This window comes from Streptomyces hokutonensis (assembly GCF_042751305.1).
Lineage (GTDB): Bacteria > Actinomycetota > Actinomycetes > Streptomycetales > Streptomycetaceae > Streptomyces > Streptomyces hokutonensis_A.
Map to the genome: position 1 here is coordinate 828,212 of NZ_JBHYWD010000001.1, position 17,634 is coordinate 845,845.

Annotated in this window: 19 protein-coding genes and 1 riboswitch; of the genes, 10 read left to right on the top strand and 9 right to left on the bottom strand. The window is 69.9% G+C overall.

The genetic code is table 11. From position 1 onward, the window contains the following. Positions 1–112: 112 nt before the first annotated feature. Positions 113–454, bottom strand: coding sequence for a hypothetical protein (locus ACFXC1_RS03825; protein ID WP_381238310.1), 342 nt, complete (start codon positions 452–454; stop codon positions 113–115). Between the two features lie 5 nt (positions 455–459). Continuing rightward, entirely contained in the window at positions 460–2,076 is a 1,617-nt protein-coding gene (ctaD, locus tag ACFXC1_RS03830; protein WP_381238313.1) for an aa3-type cytochrome oxidase subunit I, read from the bottom strand. A 105-nt stretch (positions 2,077–2,181) separates the two neighbouring features. On the opposite strand from ctaD, the gene ACFXC1_RS03835 reads away from it, so the two are divergent. Then, positions 2,182–2,703, top strand: coding sequence for an RNA polymerase sigma factor (locus tag ACFXC1_RS03835; protein WP_381238316.1), 522 nt, complete (start codon positions 2,182–2,184; stop codon positions 2,701–2,703). A 114-nt stretch (positions 2,704–2,817) separates the two neighbouring features. Continuing rightward, positions 2,818–3,708 carry a CU044_5270 family protein gene (locus ACFXC1_RS03840; RefSeq protein ID WP_381238319.1) on the top strand — a complete coding sequence of 297 codons (891 nt, stop codon included), beginning with the start codon at positions 2,818–2,820 and terminating at the stop codon, positions 3,706–3,708. Here ACFXC1_RS03840 and ACFXC1_RS03845 read toward each other — a convergent pair whose 3' ends face one another. Both ACFXC1_RS03845 and ACFXC1_RS03850 read right to left on the bottom strand, forming a co-directional pair. Continuing rightward, positions 3,709–4,557, bottom strand: coding sequence for a bifunctional 5,10-methylenetetrahydrofolate dehydrogenase/5,10-methenyltetrahydrofolate cyclohydrolase (locus tag ACFXC1_RS03845; protein ID WP_381238321.1), 849 nt, complete (start codon positions 4,555–4,557; stop codon positions 3,709–3,711). It abuts the gene before it with no gap. A 21-nt stretch (positions 4,558–4,578) separates the two neighbouring features. Beyond that, positions 4,579–4,663: riboswitch (ZMP/ZTP riboswitch) on the bottom strand. Positions 4,664–4,691: 28 nt separating this feature from the next. Beyond that, positions 4,692–5,531 (bottom strand): hypothetical protein, encoded by an 840-nt coding sequence (locus ACFXC1_RS03850; protein WP_381238323.1) that lies wholly within the window; start codon positions 5,529–5,531, stop codon positions 4,692–4,694. A 59-nt stretch (positions 5,532–5,590) separates the two neighbouring features. Between ACFXC1_RS03850 and ACFXC1_RS03855 the strand changes: the two genes are divergently transcribed. Next, positions 5,591–6,079 (top strand): MarR family winged helix-turn-helix transcriptional regulator, encoded by a 489-nt coding sequence (locus ACFXC1_RS03855; RefSeq protein WP_381238325.1) that lies wholly within the window; start codon positions 5,591–5,593, stop codon positions 6,077–6,079. Positions 6,080–6,157: 78 nt separating this feature from the next. Here the strand turns inward: ACFXC1_RS03855 and ACFXC1_RS03860 are convergent, their stop codons facing one another. After that, on the bottom strand, positions 6,158–6,523 hold the full coding sequence (locus ACFXC1_RS03860) for a nuclear transport factor 2 family protein (protein ID WP_381238327.1): 366 nt from the start codon (positions 6,521–6,523) through the stop codon (positions 6,158–6,160). Positions 6,524–6,693: 170 nt separating this feature from the next. Between ACFXC1_RS03860 and ACFXC1_RS03865 the strand changes: the two genes are divergently transcribed. Continuing rightward, on the top strand, positions 6,694–6,987 hold the full coding sequence (locus ACFXC1_RS03865) for a hypothetical protein (protein ID WP_381238329.1): 294 nt from the start codon (positions 6,694–6,696) through the stop codon (positions 6,985–6,987). Between the two features lie 61 nt (positions 6,988–7,048). Here the strand turns inward: ACFXC1_RS03865 and ACFXC1_RS03870 are convergent, their stop codons facing one another. Next, positions 7,049–8,803, bottom strand: coding sequence for an ABC transporter ATP-binding protein (locus tag ACFXC1_RS03870; protein ID WP_381238331.1), 1,755 nt, complete (start codon positions 8,801–8,803; stop codon positions 7,049–7,051). Between the two features lie 139 nt (positions 8,804–8,942). Here ACFXC1_RS03870 and ACFXC1_RS03875 point away from each other — a divergent pair, with 139 nt between their 5' ends. From ACFXC1_RS03875 to ACFXC1_RS03885, 3 genes are all read left to right on the top strand, one after another. Further along, on the top strand, positions 8,943–10,031 hold the full coding sequence (locus tag ACFXC1_RS03875) for an S-(hydroxymethyl)mycothiol dehydrogenase (protein WP_381238334.1): 1,089 nt from the start codon (positions 8,943–8,945) through the stop codon (positions 10,029–10,031). Continuing rightward, a complete protein-coding gene (locus tag ACFXC1_RS03880) occupies positions 10,031–10,660 on the top strand; it encodes an MBL fold metallo-hydrolase (protein WP_381238337.1) in 630 nt (209 codons plus the stop codon). The genes ACFXC1_RS03875 and ACFXC1_RS03880 overlap by 1 nt, the downstream gene beginning before the upstream one ends. A gap of 87 nt (positions 10,661–10,747) precedes the next feature. Then, the gene (locus tag ACFXC1_RS03885) at positions 10,748–11,662 is read left to right on the top strand and encodes an SDR family oxidoreductase (RefSeq protein ID WP_381238340.1); all 915 of its coding nucleotides are present in this window, start codon (positions 10,748–10,750) and stop codon (positions 11,660–11,662) included. 1 nt (position 11,663) lies between these two features. On the opposite strand, the gene ACFXC1_RS03890 is transcribed toward ACFXC1_RS03885, so the two are convergent. Beyond that, on the bottom strand, positions 11,664–12,200 hold the full coding sequence (locus tag ACFXC1_RS03890; RefSeq protein WP_381238342.1) for a hypothetical protein: 537 nt from the start codon (positions 12,198–12,200) through the stop codon (positions 11,664–11,666). Positions 12,201–12,250: 50 nt separating this feature from the next. Between ACFXC1_RS03890 and ACFXC1_RS03895 the strand changes: the two genes are divergently transcribed. Further along, on the top strand, positions 12,251–13,042 hold the full coding sequence (locus ACFXC1_RS03895; RefSeq protein ID WP_381238344.1) for an SDR family NAD(P)-dependent oxidoreductase: 792 nt from the start codon (positions 12,251–12,253) through the stop codon (positions 13,040–13,042). Here ACFXC1_RS03895 and ACFXC1_RS03900 read toward each other — a convergent pair. Then, the gene (locus ACFXC1_RS03900) at positions 13,028–14,416 is read right to left on the bottom strand and encodes a pyridoxal phosphate-dependent decarboxylase family protein (protein WP_381238347.1); all 1,389 of its coding nucleotides are present in this window, start codon (positions 14,414–14,416) and stop codon (positions 13,028–13,030) included. The genes ACFXC1_RS03895 and ACFXC1_RS03900 overlap by 15 nt on opposite strands. Positions 14,417–14,556: 140 nt before the next feature. Here ACFXC1_RS03900 and ACFXC1_RS03905 point away from each other — a divergent pair, with 140 nt between their 5' ends. Together ACFXC1_RS03905 and ACFXC1_RS03910 are read left to right on the top strand one after the other, a co-directional pair. Next, on the top strand, positions 14,557–15,507 hold the full coding sequence (locus ACFXC1_RS03905) for an RNA-binding protein (RefSeq protein WP_381238349.1): 951 nt from the start codon (positions 14,557–14,559) through the stop codon (positions 15,505–15,507). Positions 15,508–15,666: 159 nt separating this feature from the next. Further along, positions 15,667–16,365, top strand: a complete 699-nt coding sequence (locus ACFXC1_RS03910) for a L,D-transpeptidase family protein (RefSeq protein WP_381238351.1) — start codon at positions 15,667–15,669, stop codon at positions 16,363–16,365. A 32-nt stretch (positions 16,366–16,397) separates the two neighbouring features. Here the strand turns inward: ACFXC1_RS03910 and ACFXC1_RS03915 are convergent, their stop codons facing one another. Then, on the bottom strand, positions 16,398–17,597 hold the full coding sequence (locus ACFXC1_RS03915) for a Gfo/Idh/MocA family protein (protein WP_381238354.1): 1,200 nt from the start codon (positions 17,595–17,597) through the stop codon (positions 16,398–16,400). Between the last annotated feature and the right edge of the window lie 37 nt (positions 17,598–17,634).

Consider the following 17,634-nt stretch of genomic DNA (forward strand, 5'->3'; position numbering starts at 1 on the left):
GGACCGTGTTTGATGGTGTGGTCGCGGGCCCGGAGCACCTCCATTTGGTGTTCGAGTAGTTGTTGGGGGGGGGCGGGCCGCCGGGTTGGGGGGGGGGGCGGCACGTCTGTGCCTAGGCGAGCGCGATGGCGACCAGACCCGTCGCCGCGAACAGGGCGCACGCCAACAGACAACAGGCGAGGGCGCGTTGCCGCAGTCGGCGGTACGCGCCCTCGTACTCGTCCCGCAGCTGACGGCTCCGTGCGGCGGTGCGCTGCCACGACTTCCGGGTGAGCGCCAGGTACTCCGCCTCGAACTGCCGCGCCACCTCCGCCCGTTGGCCGTCGGTGAGCCATTCGAGCCGGGCAGTGAAGCGTGCGGCGGCGGCTCGACCCTCCGTGTGGGTGGCCGCGATCAGCAGGTGTCCCTCGATCTCGTTGAGGAACGACCCCGGGTCCAGGGAGTGTTCATCCATGGCGGTCACCGCGACGTCAACTCCCGTTCCAGGGCCGGGACATCGGGGTGGTGGAGATCGAACGCCGGGGATTCGCTGCGGATGCGGGGGAGGGTGAGGAAGTTGTGCCGCGGCGGCGGGCAGGATGTCGCCCACTCCAGTGAACGGCCGTAGCCCCACGGGTCGTCGACCTCGACCTTCTTGCCGTACTTGGCCGTCTTCCACACGTTGTAGAGGAACGGCAGGATCGACACGCCGAGCAGGAACGAGAAGATCGTCGACACCGTGTTGAGAAACGTCAGGCCCTCCACCGCGAGGTAGTCGGGAATCCGGCGCTGCATCCCGTTCACACCCAGCCAGTGCTGGACCAGGAAGGTGCCGTGGAAGCCGATGAACAGCGTCCAGAAGGTGATCTTGCCGAGGCGCTCGTCGAGCATCTTGCCGGTCATCTTCGGCCACCAGAAGTGGAAGCCGGAGAACATCGCGAAGACCACGGTGCCGAAGACGACGTAGTGGAAGTGCGCGACCACGAAATATGAGTCCGAGGTCGAGAAGTCGAGTGGCGGGGACGCGAGCATCACGCCGGTCAGGCCGCCGAACACGAACGTGATCAGGAAGCCGGTGGCCCAGAGCATCGGGGTCTCGAAACTCAGGGACCCCTTCCACATCGTTCCGATCCAGTTGAAGAACTTCACGCCGGTGGGTACGGCGATGAGGAACGTCATGAAGGAGAAGAACGGGAGGAGGACTCCGCCGGTGACGTACATGTGGTGGGCCCACACGGTCACGGAGAGGCCGGCGATGGAGATCGTGGCCGCGACCAGTCCCATGTAGCCGAACATCGGCTTGCGGGAGAAGACCGGGATGACCTCGGAGATGATGCCGAAGAACGGCAGCGCGATGATGTACACCTCTGGATGCCCGAAGAACCAGAAGAGGTGCTGCCACAGCAGCGCACCGCCGTTTGCGGCGTCGAAGACATGTGCCCCGAATTTCCGATCCGCCTCCAGCGCGAACAGCGCGGCGGCGAGGACCGGGAAGGCCAGCAGAACGAGGACGGCGGTCAGCAGCACGTTCCACACGAAGATCGGCATGCGGAACATCGTCATGCCCGGTGCGCGCATGCAGATGATCGTGGTGATGAAGTTGACCGCACCGAGGATCGTGCCGAAGCCGGAGAAGGCCAGACCCATGATCCACATGTCGGCGCCGATGCCCGGCGAGCGGACCGCGTCCGACAGCGGGGAGTAGGCGAACCAGCCGAAGTCGGCCGCGCCCTGCGGGGTGAGGAAGCCGCCCACCGCGATCGTCGAGCCGAACAGGTAGAGCCAGTAGGCGAACATGTTGAGGCGGGGGAAGGCGACATCCGGGGCGCCGATCTGGAGCGGCATGATCCAGTTGGCGAAGCCGGCGAACAGCGGCGTCGCGAACATCAGCAGCATGATCGTGCCGTGCATCGTGAACGCCTGGTTGAACTGCTCGTTGGACATGATCTGTAGCCCGGGTCTGGCGAGTTCGGCGCGCATCAGCAGCGCCATGACGCCGCCGATCAGGAAGAACCCGAACGCCGTGACGAGGTACAGCGTGCCGATCGTCTTGTGATCCGTGGTCGTCAGCCACTTGATGCTCTTGAGGTCTCTCACGCCCCGCCTGTGTCCGCGCCCCGCCCGCCCGTCACACTCGACGGGCGCGACGAGAATCACGAAATCGGGTGTGACGATCGCCCGGGTGCCGGACACGAACGGAACATGAGCAACGACGAGATCTTCGCCGCTGCCTATCGCGAGCACTACTGGGCGGTCAGCCGCTACGTTGCCCGGCGACTGGACGGGCGGAGCGGTGAGGTGGAGGAAGTGGTGGCGGAGGTCTTTACCGTCGCCTGGCGCCGCCGTGCGGATCTGCCGCCGGCGCCGCTGCCCTGGCTGTACGGCGTTGCCCGCAACTGCCTGGCCAACGCGGTGCGGGGGTATGGGCGCCGGCGCCGGCTCGTCGAGCGGGTGGGCAATGACGAGAGCGCGCATCGGCGGCAGGTTGCGGCGGGGCCGGACGCGGAGGCGCCCGGTTCCTGGGTGCACGAGGCGCTCGCGCGGTTGTCTTCGGCCGATCAGGAGGTGCTGCGGCTGACTGCGTGGGAGGAGCTGGGGGTGGAGGAGGTTGCCGTCGTTCTGGGGTGCGGGACGCGGGCTGCGGCTATGCGGTTGCATCGGGCGCGGCGGAGGTTGAGAGCGGAGATAGAACGGCTGAGCGTGGTGGCCGGAGGAGTGGCGTGATGTGTTGTCGATCGGCTGCTGCGCCGTCGTGGCTGGTCGCGCAGTTCCCCGCGCCCCTATGGGGCGCCCCAGCTGAGGCGCATTTCATGAACCGACCCTCTAAGGACCGTCGCCATGGCTGATGACCTTGAACTCCTGCGTGGCGCCAACCCGTTCACGGCCGATGGCCCCGTCTACGGCGACGGGCCCCTTGACCACCACGCCTCGCGTCGGCTCAACCGGCTGCTGCACGAACGGCGTCGTCGGCTGCACTTGAGTCTCGTGGCCGGAGTCGCCGTAGTGGCGACCGTGTTCACGCTGCTGCTGGGTGGACCGAGCGGCACTCCCGCCGTGGCGGCGCCCCGTCCCCTGGTCGTGCAGGCGCACTCCACGCCCGTGTCCCTGAAACAGCTCGCCGCACTCGCCGCGGCGGTCGCGGTCGACGGAACTCCCGTGCTGCGCAAGGGAACCCACGTGCAGACGTGGAGTCTCGGCATGTCCGACAACAAGCCACCGGTCACCATCCCGGAGGAACGCATCGTGCGCTGGAACGCGGACGACAGTCACACGGAGCGTGTCGTCGAGGACGGGCATGTCGTCAAGGAGACTACATATCCGCCGAGTTGGAGCGATGTCCCGCCCGAGGCCCGGCCCCCGCACGACGTGGCGGGACTGCGGGAGTATCTCCAGGAGACCGCGTACAGCAAGACGGCGTTGACCACCCCCGAACTCCTCGCCGCCGTGGGGGAGTTGCTGGACCACTGGACGCTCGGGGCGCGTGAGTCGGCCGCTTTGGCGCGGCTGCTCGCGGGCGCGGACGGGCTGCGGCCGGCGGGGGAGGTGACCGACCGACTCGGGCGGCGCGGGGAGGCCTATGTGTACCGGCAGTCGGACAGCCGTCTGATGCTGATCATGGATCCGGCCACCGGCGCCGTCCTCGGGACGGAGAGCACCTTCACGAAGGACCAGCCCGAGTACGGCGTCAAGGCCGGGGACGTCATGGACTACAGCGCGTGGACGCGCTGATCACACCCCGAGCTGCCGGGCCGCGGCCGTCACGGTCTGTTCCAGGAGCGTGGCGATGGTCATCGGGCCGACGCCGCCCGGTACCGGAGTGATCAGCGAGGCGCGCCCGGCGGCGGAGTCGAAGTCGACGTCACCGACGTTGCCCGCGTTGTAGCCGGCGTCGAGCACGACCGCGCCCGGCTTGATGTCCTCGCCGCGGATCAGCCGGGGGCGGCCCACGGCCGCGACCACGATGTCCGCCTCGCGGACCGCCGCCGACAGGTCGCGGGTGCGGGAGTGGCAGTAGGTGACCGTCGCGTCGCGGGCCAGGAGCAGCATGCCGGCCGGCTTGCCGAGGATCGCGCTGCGGCCCACGACTACCGCCCGCTTGCCGGACGGGTCGACGTCGTACTCGTCGAGCAGCCGCATGATGCCGCCGGGCGTGCAGGACACGAAGCCCGGCAGGCCGAAACTCATCGCCGCGAAGGACGCGAAGGTGACGCCGTCGACGTCCTTCTCCGGCGCGATCGCCTCGAACGCGGCCCGCTCGTCGATGTGTTCGCCCATCGGGTGCTGGAGCAGGATGCCGTGGACGGTGGGGTCGGCGGAGAGCGCGGTGAGGGCGGCGACCAGTTCGGCGGTGGTCGTGGCGGCGGGGAGTTCGACATGCCGGGACTCGATGCCGGCCTTGCGGCTGCGGTTCTGCTTCATCCGGACGTAGGTGACGGAGGCCGGGTCCGCGCCGACCAGGACCGTCGCCAGACAGGGCGCCGTACCGGTGCGTTCCGTGAGGTCGGCGGCCTGCTTCGCGGTGTCCTCGACGATACGCCGCGCGAGCGCCGTACCGTCCATGAGCCGTGCCTGAGACATGATCCACTCCTGAGCTGGTTGACCGATCGCCCAGGCGCACGGCATTCACTCCGCGTGGGCCGCTCCACGGTGGTGCTCCACCTCAGCGCCAGTCACGGCCCACGAACAGCCTAACCGAGAGAGTTCTACGGCCGTCAGGACCCGTTCTCCGCAGGCGGTGCCGTCGGGTCGACGCCGGTCAGGAAGTCCCGGGCCTGCGCGGCGAGGCGTGGCGCCCCGATGGCCTCCGCCCAGCGGGCGACCTCCGTCGCGAGCGCCCTGGCCCCGGCCTCGTCGCCGGAGTCCCGGGCCAGCACGGCGAGCAGCAACTGCTGGGAGAGCGTGCCGGGGACCGTGCCCGCACCTGCGCCCAGCGTGGTCGCCCGGCGCCAGCGCTCCAGGGCCAGGTCGTGGTCACCGGCGTCGTGGTCGTGATCGCCCAGGTGGCGCAGGGCCTCGCGGGCCAGCAATGGGTCGTCGCCCGATTCGGCGGCGCGCAGCGCGGACTCGTAGTGCGGGGGTGCTCCCGCCAGGTCGGCGAAGTGGTTGTCCGTGATCAGGCCGAGGTACATCTCCGCCCAGCCCCGCCGCCCCTCGTCCGGGGCGCCGTCCCGCAGCGCCTCCGCCTCGCGGAGCAGGGATGCGAGGGCTTCCGGTTCCTTCCCGGCCGGGCCCAGCCGGAGCCGGCCGTCGACGACGAGCAGCCGTCGATAGGTGTTCCGCAGCCGCGCGAACTCCACGTCCCAGTCGCCGTCCGGGAACTCCTTCCCGGCCGCCTCGATACGTGCCGTCGCGGTGTCCGTACCCGCGAACCAGTCCTGTTCCAGGGCGACTTGGGCGGCGGCGCGGGCGATCCGCGCCCGGAGGCCCGGTTCGTCGGTGGCGCATGCGTCCAGCAGACGGGAGGCGCGCTCCCATCGTCCTGTAACGCTCAACTCGTGGGCGGCGGCGATGAGTTCTTCGACGGGGACGACCGCGTTCGCTGTGGATGTCATGACGCGGAAGGTAGTTATGCGAAAAACTATCCACAAGAAAACCACTGCGGGAGGCAGGCATGGAGGACTCGGTCGACCGGCACGTGGCGCTCTGGGCGAAGGAACTCTCCTGGATGGACCCGGTGAAGGAGCAGATCTTCTTCCGGCTGGCGATCCTGGCCCGCCATGCCGGTCAGGCGCGGCGGGACGTGCTCGACGCCGACGGGCTCAAGCAGTGGCAGTTCAAGGTGCTGCTCATGCTGCGCAGGCTCGGGCCGCCGTACGAGACGAGCCCGTCACGGCTGGCGGAACTGCTGGGACTGACCCGTGGGGCGCTCTCCGCGCGGCTGGCGGCCGTCGAGGAGGCGGGGCTGATCGTCCGCACTCATGAGACGAGGGACCGCCGGCGGGTGCGGGTGCGGCTCACCGACGCCGGATACGCGGTCCTCGATGAGCACGTGGCGGCGGAGGAAGCGGGCGAGCTCGCGCTGCTCGCAGCGCTGAACCCAGCAGAGCGGCGGACGCTCGCAGACCTGCTGCGGAAACTGGTCCTCGCCGTCGAGTCCTAGCGGGGCCCGCGGGTACCGTACTGGCCGAGAAGGTCCAGGTCAGCCGGGTGTTGACCCGGACCTTCGGCACCAGTCTCGCTAGCCGTCCCATGCCTGGATCATGGTCTGCCGGGCGATCTTGCCGTCGTTCAGCACGAGCATCGACTCGGCCAGGACCCGGGTCCCGTCGGCGTACTGACAGGACTCGCTGTAGGCGACTCGGTCCCCCTGTACGACGCACTCCTCCAGTTTGTGCGTCATGTCGCGGCTGTAGACATCGGCGAGCATGGCGCCGATCTCGTCCCGGCCGTGCAGGACCTTGGGGTTGCTGGGCTGGGTCTGGTGGTCGACGACGTGGATCTCCGCGTCGTCGGCGTAGAGCGACAGAAGTGTCGCCGCTGTGTGATCTTCTATGCCCCGGCGCAGGGCTTCGGTGTCGAAGCCGGGGCGTGCCGCGGTGCCCATAGTGACCTCCTCCGAGGGCCGCGGCCCGAACAAGAGCGAGCCGCGCGGGCCTCTACTACGAGACTCCTCCGCCTCGCCGGGGTCGGCAAACCGAGCGGCGCGCTCCGCCTCACGGGTGAGTGGTGACCGGTGCCCGTGACCGTGCGGCTACCGTCCGCGTTGCTGGAAGCATGATCTCAACACGACGTATCGCCGCCGCCGTTGGTCTCGCCGTCGGGGTCACCGGCCTCGTCGCGCCGATGGCGAACGCCGCCGACGCGCCCGCCCTCAAGGACGGCAAGGTCAGCCCCGTCGCCCTGCTGGACTCCCTCGCGGTGAGCGAGATCCCCGCCGAGCACCAGGCGCAGATCCCGAAGGTCGCCGACCAGATGAAGGCGCTGAACCACCTCAACGACCTTCAGCAGCTGCACCAGGTCACCGACATGGCCGCGCCGGTCACGGGACTCCTTCCCGCCGTCGGGTAGCGAGGCCGCGCAGACCTTGAGGGCCGTCCGGAAACGGGCGGCCCTCAGTCGTGCGGCGGGATCAGCCCGCCGCCGCCAGGAACTGCGTGGCCGCCAGCTCCGCGTAGAGCGGATCCGCGCTCACCAGCTCCCGGTGCGTGCCCACCGCGCGGACCCGGCCCGCGTCCATGACGACGATCCGGTCGGCCATCGTCACCGTGGACAGCCGGTGCGCGACGACCAGGACCGTCGTCGTACGGGCCACATCGGCGACGGTGTCGCGCAGGGCGGCCTCGTTGACCGCGTCCAGCTGCGAGGTCGCCTCGTCCAGGAGCAGCAGGCGGGGGTGGCGCAGCAGGGCGCGGGCGATCGCCACACGCTGGCGTTCGCCGCCGGAGAGGCGGGTACCGCGGTGGCCGACCAGGGTGTCGAGGCCCTTGGGGAGCCGGGCGACCAGGCCGTCGAGACGGGTCGTCTTCAGGACGCGGGTTACGTCGTCCGCGCTCGCGTCCGGGTTGCCGAGCAGCAGGTTGTCGCGAAGGGAGCCCGACAGGACCGGGGCGTCCTGTTCCACGTAGCCGATGGCGGAGCGGAGTCCGGACAGCTCCCAGTCCGCGAGGTTCCGGCCGTCGAGGGTGATGGCGCCGGACTCGGGGTCGTAGAACCGCTCGATGAGGGAGAACACGGTGGTCTTGCCCGCGCCGGACGGGCCGACGAACGCCGTCATGCCCTGGGCCGGCACGGAGAAGGTCACGCCGTGGTGGACGTAGGGCAGGTCGTCGGCGTAGCGGAAGCGGACGTCGTCGAAGGCGAGGGCCGCGGGCTCGGCGCCGGGGGAGGGCAACTGGGCGGGCAGGGACGGGGGTTCGGCGGGGAGCTGGAGCGCTTCCTGGATGCGGGCCAGGGCCGCGGCGCCCGTCTGGTACTGCGTGATCGCGCCGACGACCTGCTGGATCGGCATCATGAGGTAGAAGACGTAGAGGAGGAAGGCGACCAGCGTGCCGACGTTTATCGCGCCCGTCGCCACGCGCGCCCCGCCCACCGCGAGGACGGTGATGAACGCGATCTGCATCGACAGACCGGCCGTATTGCCCGCCGCCGCTGCCCACTTGGCCGCGCGGATGCTCTGCCGCCACGACTCCTCGGCCGCCGCGTGCAGGGTGCGCTCCTCGCGGTCCTCGGCGCCGGACGCCTTCACGGTGCGCAGCGCGCCGAGGATCCGCTCCAGCGAGGCACCCATCACACCGATCGCGTCCTGCGCCTGCCGGCTGGCCCGGTTGATGCGCGGCACGATCACACTCAGCACGGTGCCCGCGCCCACGATCACGCCGAGGGTGACGGCAAGCAGTACGGGGTCGACCAGCCCCATCATCACCACCGTCGCGACGAGGATGAGCCCCTCGGTGCCGAGCCCGACCAGGGAGTCGGTGGTGACCTCGCGCAGCAGCGTGGTGTCGGAGGTGATGCGGGCCATCAGGTCGCCGGGCTCGCTGCGGTCCACCGCGCTGATCCGCAGCCGCAGCAGATACGACGACAGGGCGCGTCGCGCACCGAGCACCACCGACTCGGCGGTGCGCCGCAGCACGTACGAACCCAGCGCGCCCACCGCCGCGTTGGCGACCACCAGCGCCGACATCGCGAGCAACGCCTTGGTGATCGTCCGGTCGTGCGAGAGGTCGTCGATGAGTCCCCGCGCCACAAGTGGCAGCAGCAGCCCGGTGCCGCCGGTGACCAGCGAGAGCAGCGCGCCCGCCAACAGGGCCCAGCGGTGCGGCCGTACGTAGTCGAGGAGCAGCCGCCAGGCCGGCGGGTCGCTCCGAGTCCCTGCGATGCTCACGGCGCTCCCCGGGATGCGGTCGGAGCATTCAGGCTACGTCGGCCGCCGCCCATGGTGTCGAGCCTCCGTCGTGCCCTTACCGATCAGTCACGCGTAGGGTCTCAGGCAGGGACAACGATCGACGAAAGGGTTCAGGACCATGGCACAGGAAGTGCGCGGCGTGATCGCGCCGGGAAAGAACGAACCGGTCCGGGTCGAGACGATCGTCGTGCCCGATCCCGGACCCGGTGAGGCCGTGGTGAAGGTCCAGGCCTGCGGGGTCTGTCACACCGACCTGCACTACAAGCAGGGCGGCATCAGCGACGACTTCCCCTTCCTGCTGGGGCACGAGGCGGCGGGGATCGTGGAGTCGGTCGGCGAGGGCGTCACCGATGTCGCCCCCGGTGACTTCGTGATCCTCAACTGGCGTGCGGTGTGCGGGAATTGCCGGGCCTGTCTGCGCGGCCGGCCGCAGTACTGCTTCAACACCCACAACGCCGAGCAGAAGATGACCCTCGCCTCGACAGGGCAGGAACTCTCCCCGGCCCTCGGCATCGGCGCCTTCGCCGACAAGACGCTGGTCGCGGCCGGGCAGTGCACCAAGGTCGACCCGACCGTCTCCCCGGCCGTCGCCGGTCTCCTCGGCTGTGGCGTGATGGCCGGTATCGGCGCGGCGATCAACACCGGGAACGTCGGGCGCGGCGACACCGTCGCCGTCATCGGCTGCGGAGGGGTCGGCGACGCGGCGATCGCCGGGGCACGCCTCGCGGGCGCGGCACGGATCATCGCCGTAGACATCGACGACCGCAAACTGGAGAAGGCCCTCTCGATGGGCGCCACCCACACCGTCAACTCCAAGACGTCCGACGCCGTCGAGGCGATCCGCGAACTGACCGGCGGCTTCGGCGCCGACGTCGTCATCGAGGCGGTCGGCCGTCCCGAGACGTACAAGCAGGCCTTCTACGGCCGTGATCTCGCCGGCACGGTCGTCCTCGTCGGCGTTCCGACGCCCGAGATGAAGCTCGAACTCCCGCTCCTGGACGTCTTCGGGCGCGGCGGCTCGCTCAAGTCGTCCTGGTACGGCGACTGTCTGCCCTCCCGCGACTTCCCGATGCTGATCGACCTGCACCAGCAAGGCCGCCTGGATCTGGGCGCGTTCGTCACCGAGACGGTCCAACTCGACGAGGTGGAGAAGGCGTTCGAGCGGATGCACGGCGGCGACGTGCTGCGTTCGGTGGTGGTGCTCTGATGGCCACCCGCATCGAACACCTCGTCACCTCAGGGCAGTTCACGCTCGACGGCGGCACCTGGGACGTCGACAACAACGTGTGGATCGTCGGCGACGACCACGAGGTCGTCGTCATCGACGCCGCCCATGACGCCGACGCCATCCTCGAGGCGATCGGCGACCGCAGACTGACCGCCATCATCTGCACCCACGCCCACAACGACCACATCGACGCCGCCCCCGCCCTCGCGGACCGCACCGGCGCCACGATCTGGCTGCACCCCGACGACCTGCCCCTGTGGAAGCAGACCCACCCCGACCGCGACCCCGACGCCCATCTCGCCGACGGCCAGGTCATCGAGGCGGCGGGCGCCGACCTCAAGGTCCTGCACACACCCGGGCACGCGCCCGGCGCGGTCTGCCTCTACGACCCCGGGCTCGGCACGGTCTTCACCGGAGACACCCTCTTCCACGGCGGCCCGGGCGCCACGGGACGGTCGTACTCCCACTTCCCGACCATCATCGACTCCATCCGCGACCGCCTCCTGACCCTCCCGCCCGAGACGAAGGTGCTCACCGGACACGGCGACTCGACCACGGTCGGCGCCGAGGCCGCACACCTGGAGGAGTGGATCGCGCGGGGCCACTGACGCCTCGGCCGCAATCCCGACAGAAGATGTCCGGCTTCCCGTGCACGATCGACACGAGACACGTCGAACGAACACGGGAGGTCGGACATGCCGGGCCCACTGGAAGGCAAGGTCGCGCTGGTCGCCGGGGCGACACGCGGGGCGGGACGCGGGATCGCCGTGGAGCTGGGCGCGGCCGGCGCCACCGTCTACGTCACCGGCCGTACCACCCGCGCCCGGCGTTCCGAGTACGACCGGCCCGAGACGATCGAGGACACCGCCGACCTCGTCACGGCGGCCGGCGGCCGGGGCATCGCCGTACCCACCGACCACCTCGACTCCTCGGCCGTACGAACCCTCGTCGACCGCATCGACGACGAACAGGGCCGCCTCGACATCCTCGTCAACGACATCTGGGGCGGCGAACACCTCTTCGCCTGGGACACCCCCGTCTGGGAACACGACCTCGACAAAGGGCTCCACCTCCTCAGGCTCGCGGTCGAGACCCACGCGATCACCAGCCACCACGCCCTGCCCCTGCTGCTGCGCCGCCCCGGCGGCCTGGTCGTCGAAGTCACCGACGGCACCGCCGAGTACAACCGCGACACCTACCGCGTCTCCTTCTTCTACGACCTCGCCAAGTCGTCCGTCCTGCGCATGGCCTTCGCCCTCGGCCACGAACTCGGCCCGCGCGGTGCCACCGCCGTGGCGCTCACTCCGGGCTGGCTGCGCTCGGAGATCATGCTCGACCAGTTCGGCGTCCGCGAGGAGAACTGGCGCGACGCCCTCGACCGCGTCCCCCACTTCGCCATCTCGGAGACCCCGCGCTACGTCGGCCGCGCCGTCACCGCCCTTGCCGCCGATCCCCAAGTCGCCCGCTGGAACGGGCAGTCGCTGTCGAGCGGGGGGCTCGCTCCGGAGTACGGCTTCACGGACCTCGACGGGAGTCGGCCGGACGCGTGGCGGTATCTGGTGGAGGTGCAGGACGTGGGGAAGGCGGCGGATGTGAGTGGGTACCGGTAGCTCAGGCGGGGTGCACGGGCGGCAGTACCCAGGCGGCCGAGTGACCTGGTGGCAGGGCCAGATCGTCACGTACGGCCGCGTAGTAACCCTGACGGCCTTCCCGCTGTCGTTCCAGCAGGTCCTGCCAGGTCTCCGGATCGTGCCTGCCCTCGCGCAGGAACCGCTCCATCGCCAGCACCGAGGTGACCCATACCCGGGCCTTCGCCACCACCTCCGGGCTGCCCAACATGAGCAGAGTCTCCCCGGCCGGGTCGCGGGCCAGCGCGGCGTCGGCGATCATCGGTGCCGCCTCCTCGGGCGTAAGCGGGTGGGGATGCGGGTCGTTGCGGAAGTGGGACGCGACCCGATAGGTGAGCGTGACCGTCTGCTTCAGGACTCGTGCGTAGTCGGTGTACACCGCGAGCCGCCGCTCCTCCCAACGGGCCTCCCGCTCACGGTGGAACCTCACCCGCTCACCCCGCACGATCGCCACGTACGAACCGAGCGCGCCGATCACCACACCGATCAGCGCAGGCAGTTGCTGTACAAACGCGTTCATGTCCGCACGCTATCTGCCGAGTTGATCGTTCCGGCAGTAGGTTCGCGTCCATGACTGACACAACGCGCTTCGAGGGGTACGGAGTTCTCGTCACCGGTGCGGCCCGCGGCATCGGTGCGGCCGTCTCCCGGCGGCTCGGCGAGGAGGGCGCGCGGGTCCTGCTGACCGACACCGATCTGCCAGAGGCGGAGAAGACGGCGGCGAACCTGCGTGAACTCGGCCTGGCGGCACAGGGGTTGGGCTGCGACGTGGGGGACCAGGGGGCGGTCGATCGGGCCGTCGCGCACGCCGTCGACAGCTTCGGGTCGCTCGACGTCCTGGTCAACTGCGCCGCGCACTGCACGCCCGACGTCCCGCGCTTCGAGGACGAGCCGGACGACGAGTGGGCGCGTGACCTCGACATCACGCTGACGGGAACGTTCCGCTGCTGCCGCGCCGCACTCCCGCACCTGGTCGCCTCCGGACGCGGGGCGATCGTCAGCATCGGTTCCGTCAACGGGGCCCAGGACTTCGGCAACCACGCCTACAGCGCGGCCAAGGCCGGACTCGTTTCGCTCACCCGCACCCTCGCCGGACACGCCGCCCGGCGGGGTGTGCGGGTCAACCTGGTGGTGCCCGGCACGGTCCGCACCTCCGCGTGGGAGGGCCGGGACGACGACCTCGACGCGGTGAGCGGGCTGTATCCGCTCGGCCGGGTCGGCGAGCCCGAGGACATCGCCGCGGCCGTCGCGTTTCTCGCCTCGCGCGACGCCTCCTGGATCACCGGCACCACCCTCACGGTCGACGGAGGGGTCACCGCGGTCAACACCGGCTTCCGGCAGGCCCTTTCAGAGGGTCGCTGAAGCCAGCGCCGCCAGCACCCGGTCCGTATCCGCCCCGGACGTACGCCAGTTGCTGAACGCGGCCCGAAGCGCGGGCGTCCCGTCGTACACGGTCGGAGTCAGGAACGTCTCGCCGGTCGCGGCGACGGCCTCCGCCAGCGCGGCCACCCGTTCCCGCGTCGGGTTCTCGGCGAGCGTGAAGCAGACGACGTTCAGTCGGACCGGCGCCGACAGCCGCAGGCCCGGAAGCGCGGCGATGCCCTCGCCGAGGCGGTGCGCGAGGGCGACGTTGCGCTCGACGATCTCGCGGTGCCCGGCGCGGCCGTAGGCCAGGAGGGAGAACCAGGCCGGGAGGGCGCGCAGCCGCCGGGAGTTCTCCGGGGTGAGGTGGAGGAAGTCCGGGTCGCCGGTCGGCAGGCCGAGGTAGGGGGAGGAGTTGTGGAACACCCTGGTCTGGAGGTCGGGGCGGCGGGTGAACTGGACGGCCGCGTCATAGGGCACGTTGAGCCACTTGTGCAGGTCGACGCAGACCGAGTCCGCCGCGTCGAGTCCGTCGACGAGGTGGGCGTGGGCGGGGGAGAGCGCGGCGAAACCGCCGAACGCGGCGTCCACGTGCAGCCAGAAGTCGTGGCGCTCCTTGAGGGCCGCGATGGCCCGGAGGTCGTCGAAGTCGACGGTGTTCACGGTGCCGGCGTTCGCCACCACGATCGCCGGACGGCCGCCCGACTCGGCGAGGGCGGCGTCGAGTTGGGACACGTCGACGGCCTCGCGGTTTCCGGCGAGCACGGGCACCTGCCGCAGCCGGTCCCGCCCGATGCCCAGCACGGACAGCGCCTTGGTGACGCTGGAGTGCGGGCTGCCGGAGAGCACGTCGACCGGGCCGAGCGCGGAGACACCCTCCCGGGACACGTCCACTCCCAGCCGCTCGCCGAGCCATTCGCGGGCGACGGCGAGCCCCACGGTGTTCGACACGGTCGCGCCGGTCACGAAGGCCCCGGAGTGTGCCTCGCCCAACCCGAACAGCTCGCGCAGCCAGCCGACCGTCTCCCGCTCGAGCGCCGCCGCCCAGGAACCGGCCGCGCCCGAGACGTTCTGGTCGTACGCACTGGTCAACCAGTCCCCGGCGACTGACGCGGGCGTCGCACCGCCCGTGACGAAACCGAGGTAGCGCGGACCCGCCGACCCCGAGAAACCGGGCGCCCACCGCTCGGCGAACCGCGTGAGAGCCCCCTCGGCACCGGTCCCGTCGGCCGGAAGCGGGTCGTGATCGGGCGCCTTCCCGGGGTGAACGACCGGCCGCTCGGCCACACCGGCCAGCTCACGGGCGGCGAAGTCACGGGCGGACTGCAGGAGTTCGGGGAGCCGGGCGAGATCGGCGGCGAGAGTGCGGTGCATGGGCGGCAGCGTAGGGCGAGGGGGCGGACCGGGTATCGGTCCACTTCGGAGAAACTGGACCGGTGGGGCGGGATTCACCACAGTGGTCGGCGCCTCGAAATTTGTTGGGCGGCGTCGGGGCCGTGCTGGAGGATAGGGAGGTGCAACTCCCCTACGTCTACCGCGTCACCAAGTACGACCCCGCCGATCGTGACGAACACGGGCACTACACCGGCACTGAGGACGTTGCCAGCGATCACGGTGAGGTAGAGGCCGCCTATCTTCGGGCGGTCGAGGCGTTCGCCGCGGAAGTCGGTATCGATCGTCTGTCCGTCCGCGAGCCGCAGGTCGCGTCCCTCGCACACTTCGGCGTCGAGCCGCCCCTGGAGTGCTTCGGGCTCGCCGGAATCTTTCCGACGGGCCTCACCGGCTTCCATGACGGGGCAGAGGTGCCGCTCGAAGCCGGGCTGGAGCTGGTGCGGCTCATGCTGCGCGACAGCGGCGCCTGGTGCCGGCTGGAGGCGGAGGGCACACTCGCAGTGCACGTCGGTTGGGACCAGTACCTCTACGTCGGCAGCACCCGGCCCTGCGAGGAGACGCTGGCACGAACCCGCGCGCTCGGGCTGTTCCCGGAACGGATCGACGCCTCTCCGTACGAGGTGGAAACCAACAGCGAAAACATCCAGCGGCCGGGCGACGACGATTTCTGGGCCGATCTGCACCGGGCTGTCGCCACGGGCCGCGCCGGACTCCTGGAGGAGAGGTACATCGAGGGCGCCTCAAGATGGCACCGCCTCAGCGCCGACATCATCGACACGGTTCGTGCCGGGATCACTCCCCGCGCCCGGCTGGCCGTATGGCCCGACCTGTCCTCCGACATCGAAGCGGTCCTGGGCAACCTCCCTGCCTACGGCCTCGTCGAATGCGTCTGGCAGGACAAGGACGGCCGGATCCACAGTGTTATCGCTGACGAGGACGACTTTCCGGAGCTGGCCGCCCGGATATCCGGTGCCGACGCCGCAACGCTCCTGTCCATGTACGCCGATGAACGCGCGCCTCTGCTCACCGCTGTCATGCCCGACGGCGACGGAGTGGTACGAGCTCGCTGGTAGCGGTACCGGCTCCGGGAATGTCACCGGGTGGCTCGGAAAGTCACCGTTTCGTCGCAGCGTGCCCAGGACTACAACCCGCACCCCCAGGTACCGGTCTAGCTGGCAGAAATCACAGGGACCGTAGGGATTACGGCATACGGCAAGGGGAAAGGGCAGGCCATGGGGGACATACGCAGACGAGGTGCCGTAGTGCTCGGGCTCACCGGGCTGGTCGCGCCGCTCACGCTCGCGCTGGGCAGCATGCCGGCGCAGGCGGCGGCGAGTTGTACGACGCAGGCGGGGCCGTACCAGAAGCAGGTGGAGAAGTTCCTCGGGCGGCCGGTGGACGGTAAGCAGTCGGCCGCCGACTGCAAGGCCATCCGGGCCTTCCAGACCAAGCACGGCATCACGCCGAACATCGGCTACGCGGGCTCCGTCACCTGGGGTGTGATGGACCTGATGAACAAGCAGAAGGCCGTGGGCAACAAGCCCAACGCGGCCGGCAAGTGCCCGACCAACAAGGGCCGGATCGCCTGCGTCAACCTCACGCTCCAGATCAGCTGGATCCAGGACGGCAGCCGGCTGGTCTACGGCCCGGTCCCGGTGCGCACCGGGCGCAACGGCTACGAGACCCGCACCGGACTGAAGAAGATCTACTGGCGGGACATCGACCACGTCTCGGACATCTACAACGTGCCCATGCCGTACAGCCAGTTCTTCGACGGCGGCCAGGCCTTCCACTCGGTCAACCTCAGCATGTGGAACCCGCCGGGCTCGCACGGCTGCGTCAACATGACCCCGGCCACCGCGAAGAAGTACTGGTCGCTCCTGAAGAACGGCGACGACGTCTTCGTCTACGGCCGCAAGCCGGGCACCTGACAGTCAGTCACCCGGCTTGCGCACCAAGCCCGTTACTCGGGCGCGTCCCCGAAGTCCGGGATCTCCAGCCTCACCCCGCCCTGCCGTGCCGAGTCGTGCGCGACGATGCCCGGCAGGGTGTAGCGGGCCGCGACCCACGCGTTCACGGACGGCAGGGTGCGGGAGTTGACCGCGGTCACGAAGTCGTCCGCCAGGAAGTGGTGGCTGCCCTCGTGGCCGTTGTGCAGGTTGTCGAACTCCCGCGGCAGCCGCGACCGGTCGTGCACCGGGGCCGAACCGGAGGTGAAGGCGGCCCGGAGGTCCGGCGCGATGTGCTGGAGTGACGGATCGTCAGGAGACATGGTGGGCTTGGGTTCGAGTAGCTCACTGATGTCCTTCACTCCCTTCTTGTCCTGCCAGAAGGCCACCGTCGCGAGCTGCTCCATGCTCGCGTCCGTGCCGAAGAACCGGAAACGCGACTCCCGGATCTGCGAGGGATAGCCCACCCGCCGGAACTCGTTCGTACGGAACGAACCGCCGCCCGCCACCTCGAACAGCGCGGTCGCGTTGGAGAAGTCGTTGCCGAACTGGCTGACCTCCCGGTCGAAGACCCCGTCCCCACGCTCGTCGACCACCCCGATCGCGGACACGCTCACCGCGTGCGTCTGCCAGGCGCCGAGCACCCCGCCCACCGAGTGCGTCGGGTAGAGCAGCGGCGGATAGCTGGCGGTGGCCTTCCAGTTGTCGCCGCCGCTGTACTGGTACGCCTCGTAGAACCCCAGATCCATGTCGTGGACGTAGTCGCCCTCGGCGTAGAAGATCCGCCCGAAGGCGCCCTCCGCGATCTGGTTGCGGGCGTGCACGGTCGCCGGGTTGTACTGGCTCGTCTCGCCCATCATGTACGTCAACCCGGTCGCCTTGACCGCGTCGATGATCGCCGCGATCTCCTCGGCGCTGATCGCCATCGGGACCGCCGAGTACACGTGCTTGCCCGCGCCGAGCCCCTGGAGGACCAGCGGGCCGTGTGTCCAGCGCTGGGTGAAGATCGCGACGGCGTCGACGGCCTTCGACTCCAGCATGGCCTCGTAGGAGGGGAAGGTGCCCGCCAGCCCTTGTTCGGCGGCCAGTTGCTCCGCCCGCTCCGGCAGGAGGTCGGTCACATGGACCTCGCTCACGCCCGGGTGGGCCTGGAACAGTCTGGCGAACTGGCCCGAGAACTGGCCTGCTCCGACGATGCCGAGGGAGAACGTCATAGGTGCGTGTCCTTCTCTGACGAGGATGTCGCTGACG

What these genes read in the sequence shown, in the direction of transcription:
- ACFXC1_RS03825 (WP_381238310.1), bottom strand. Translation starts at nt 454, where the DNA reads ATGGATGAACACTCCCTGGACCCGGGGTCGTTCCTCAACGAGATCGAG.
- ACFXC1_RS03835 (WP_381238316.1), top strand. Translation starts at nt 2,182, where the DNA reads ATGAGCAACGACGAGATCTTCGCCGCTGCCTATCGCGAGCACTACTGG.
- ACFXC1_RS03865 (WP_381238329.1), top strand. Translation starts at nt 6,694, where the DNA reads ATGATCTCAACACGACGTATCGCCGCCGCCGTTGGTCTCGCCGTCGGG.
- ACFXC1_RS03910 (WP_381238351.1), top strand. Translation starts at nt 15,667, where the DNA reads ATGGGGGACATACGCAGACGAGGTGCCGTAGTGCTCGGGCTCACCGGG.
- ACFXC1_RS03875 (WP_381238334.1), top strand. Translation starts at nt 8,943, where the DNA reads ATGGCACAGGAAGTGCGCGGCGTGATCGCGCCGGGAAAGAACGAACCG.
- ACFXC1_RS03895 (WP_381238344.1), top strand. Translation starts at nt 12,251, where the DNA reads ATGACTGACACAACGCGCTTCGAGGGGTACGGAGTTCTCGTCACCGGT.
- ACFXC1_RS03880 (WP_381238337.1), top strand. Translation starts at nt 10,031, where the DNA reads ATGGCCACCCGCATCGAACACCTCGTCACCTCAGGGCAGTTCACGCTC.
- ACFXC1_RS03900 (WP_381238347.1), bottom strand. Translation starts at nt 14,416, where the DNA reads ATGCACCGCACTCTCGCCGCCGATCTCGCCCGGCTCCCCGAACTCCTG.
- ACFXC1_RS03915 (WP_381238354.1), bottom strand. Translation starts at nt 17,597, where the DNA reads ATGACGTTCTCCCTCGGCATCGTCGGAGCAGGCCAGTTCTCGGGCCAG.
- ACFXC1_RS03840 (WP_381238319.1), top strand. Translation starts at nt 2,818, where the DNA reads ATGGCTGATGACCTTGAACTCCTGCGTGGCGCCAACCCGTTCACGGCC.
- ACFXC1_RS03855 (WP_381238325.1), top strand. Translation starts at nt 5,591, where the DNA reads ATGGAGGACTCGGTCGACCGGCACGTGGCGCTCTGGGCGAAGGAACTC.
- ACFXC1_RS03885 (WP_381238340.1), top strand. Translation starts at nt 10,748, where the DNA reads ATGCCGGGCCCACTGGAAGGCAAGGTCGCGCTGGTCGCCGGGGCGACA.
- ACFXC1_RS03845 (WP_381238321.1), bottom strand. Translation starts at nt 4,557, where the DNA reads ATGTCTCAGGCACGGCTCATGGACGGTACGGCGCTCGCGCGGCGTATC.
- ACFXC1_RS03890 (WP_381238342.1), bottom strand. Translation starts at nt 12,200, where the DNA reads ATGAACGCGTTTGTACAGCAACTGCCTGCGCTGATCGGTGTGGTGATC.
- ACFXC1_RS03860 (WP_381238327.1), bottom strand. Translation starts at nt 6,523, where the DNA reads ATGGGCACCGCGGCACGCCCCGGCTTCGACACCGAAGCCCTGCGCCGG.
- ACFXC1_RS03850 (WP_381238323.1), bottom strand. Translation starts at nt 5,531, where the DNA reads ATGACATCCACAGCGAACGCGGTCGTCCCCGTCGAAGAACTCATCGCC.